This is a genomic window from Kitasatospora sp. NPDC001664 (assembly GCF_053596675.1).
This window is the reverse complement of record NZ_JBSFGS010000086.1, coordinates 1-2,866: the sequence shown is the minus strand read 5'-3', so window position 1 is coordinate 2,866 and position 2,866 is coordinate 1. Positions and strand designations below refer to the sequence as shown.

The window sequence follows — 2,866 nt, the reverse complement described above, 5'->3', positions numbered from 1 at the left end:
CGGGCCGCTGGCCGGGCCGACCTGGGCGCCGGACTTCTCGTCCCGGCCGCCGTTGACCGCGTACAGCAGGGTCTTGGCGAGGTTCACCCGGGCGCCGAAGAACTGCATCTGCTTGCCGACCGCCATGGCCGAGACGCAGCAGGCGATGGCGGTGTCGTCGCCGAAGCGCGGGCGCATCAGCTCGTCCGACTCGTACTGCACGCTGGAGGTGTCGATCGACACCTGGGCGCAGAACTCCTTGAAGCCCTGCGGGAGTTGGGTGGACCAGAAGACCGTCATGTTCGGCTCGGGGGCCGGGCCGAGGTTGTAGAGGGTCTGCAGGTAGCGGAACGAGGTCCTGGTCACCAGCGGGCGGCCGTCCTCGCCGACGCCGCCGATCGACTCGGTCACCCAGGTCGGGTCCCCGGAGAACAGCTCGTCGTACTCGGGGGTGCGCAGGAAGCGGACGATCCGCAGCTTGACGATGAAGTCGTCCACCAGCTCCTGGGCCTGCTCCTCCGTCAGCACCCCGTTCTCGATGTCCCGCTGGAGGTAGACGTCGACGAAGGTGGAGGTGCGCCCCAGCGACATGGCCGCGCCGTTCTGCTCCTTCACCGCCGCCAGGTAGGCGAAGTACAGCCACTGGATGGCCTCGCGTCCGCTGGTGGCGGGGCCGGAGATGTCGTAGCCGTAGCCCGCCGCCATCTGCTTGAGCTCGCCCAGCGAGCGGATCTGCTCGGAGAGCTCCTCGCGCTCGCGGATGGTCTCCTCCAGCAGCGCCGCCTCGGTCGGGGCGGCGTCCAGCTCGGCCTTCTCGGCCAGCTTGGCCTCGACCAGCCGGTTGACGCCGTAGAGCGCGACCCGGCGGTAGTCGCCGATGATCCGGCCGCGGCCGTAGGCGTCGGGGAGTCCGGTGACGATGCCGGCCTTGCGGGCGGCCCGGATGGCGGGGGTGTAGGCGTCGAAGACCCCGGCGTTGTGGGTCTTGCGGTACTCGGTGAAGACCTTCTCCAGCCCGGGGTCGACCGGGTAGCCGTACGTCTCCAGGGCGCCGGCCACCATCCGCCAGCCGCCGTAGGGCATGATCGCCCGCTTCAGCGGGGCGTCGGTCTGCAGGCCGACGATCAGGTCCTTGTCCCGGTCGATGTACCCGGGGGCGTGCGCTGTGATGGTCGAGGGGACGTCGTACGCGACGTCGTAGACGCCCTTGGCGCGCTCCTCGGGGAACTTGTCCGTGATGGCCTTCCACACCGCGGTGGTGCGCTCGGTGGGCCCGGCCAGGAAGGAGCTGTCGCCCAGGTAGGGGGTGTAGTTCTGCTGGATGAAGTCGCGGACGTCGATGGCGTCCCGCCACAGCCCGCCCTTGAAGCCCGCCCAAGCACTTCGACCAGCTGTCTGCTCCTGCTCGATGGTCATGACGGTGTCCCTCTCTCTGTGTCTCGTGAGCGTCGCTACGGCACCGCGGGCGCTGCCGGTCGGCTCTGTGACGGTCCGTCAGCGATGGCCGGCGTCAGTTCTGGTGGCCGTAGTAGGCCTGCCGCATCAGCTGCTGCATGTCGGCGATCATCGGCATCCGCGGGTTGGCCGGGGCGCACTGGTCCTCGTAGGCGTACATCGCCTGCTGCGGCAGCGCCTCCAGGAACGACGCCTCGTCAACTCCCGCTCCCTTGAAGGAGTCCGGGATGCCGACCTTGGCCCGCAGCTCCTCGACCGCCCGCGCCAGCGACTCCACGCCCTGCTCCGGGCTCGCGGCCGGCAGGCCGAGCATCTTCGCGATCGCCTGGAACCGCTCCGGGGCCACGTAGCTCCGGTACTTCGGCCAGCTGGTCACCTTGGACGGGGCCGCGCCGTTGTAGCGGATCACCTGCGGCAGCAGGATCGCGTTGGTCCGGCCGTGCGCGACGTGGAAGGTGGCGCCCAGGGTGTGCGCCATCGCGTGCACCACGCCGAGGAAGGCGGAGCCGAACGCCATCCCGGCGATGGTCCCGGCGTTGTGCATCTTCTCCCGGGCCACCGGGCTGTTCGGGCCGTCGGTGACGGCCCGCTCCAGGTTCTCGAAGATCAGCTTGATGCCCTGCAGGGCCAGCCCGTCGGTGAAGTCGTTGGCGTAGACCGAGACGTAGGTCTCGATGCAGTGCGTCAGGGCGTCGAAGCCAGAGTCGGCGGTCACGTCCTTCGGCAGGTTCGTGGTGAGCGCCGGGTCGCAGATCGCCACGCTCGGGGTCAGCGCGTAGTCCGCCAGCGGGTACTTCTGGCCGGTCGCCGAGTCGGTGATCACCGCGAACGGGGTGACCTCCGAACCGGTGCCCGAGGTGGTCGGGATGCAGACCAGCTTGGCCTTCTCGCCCAGGTCGGGGAAGGTGAAGGCGCGCTTGCGGATGTCGAAGAACTTCTCCTTCAGGTCCGCGAAGACCGTCTCGGGGTGCTCGTACATCAGCCACATCACCTTGGCCGCGTCCATCGGCGAGCCGCCGCCCAGCGCGATGATGGTGTCCGGTCGGAAGCCGCGCATCAGCTCGGCGCCCTTCTCCACCGTGTCGATGCTCGGGTTGGGCTCGACGAAGTCGATCACCCGCACCTCGACCGGCTCGGAGCGGCGGGCCAGGACGCTCCGCACCCGCTCCAGGTGCCCGATCTCCACCATGGTCCGGTCGGTCACGATGACCACCTTGCGGGCACCGCGCATGTCGGCCAGGTACTTGACGGAGTTGCGCTCGAAGAAGACCTTCGGCGGGATCTTGAACCACTGCATGTTGGTGTTGCGCCGCCCGATCCGCTTGATGTTCACGAGGTTGAGCGCGGTCACGTTCCCGGAGACCGAGTTGGCCCCGTACGAGCCGCAGCCCAGCGTCAGCGAGGGCATGAAGGCGTTGTAGACGTCGCCGAT

At 68.9% G+C, this 2,866-nt stretch carries 2 protein-coding genes; both read right to left on the bottom strand.

Annotation, left to right across the window (positions count from 1 at the left end):
• Positions 1-1,395: pyruvate formate lyase family protein (locus ACWCYY_RS40760; RefSeq protein ID WP_449798973.1), on the bottom strand; the 1,395-nt coding region annotated here is incomplete at its 3' end.
• A 94-nt stretch (positions 1,396-1,489) separates the two neighbouring features.
• Positions 1,490-2,866: iron-containing alcohol dehydrogenase (locus ACWCYY_RS40755; RefSeq protein ID WP_449798972.1), on the bottom strand; the 1,377-nt coding region annotated here is incomplete at its 5' end.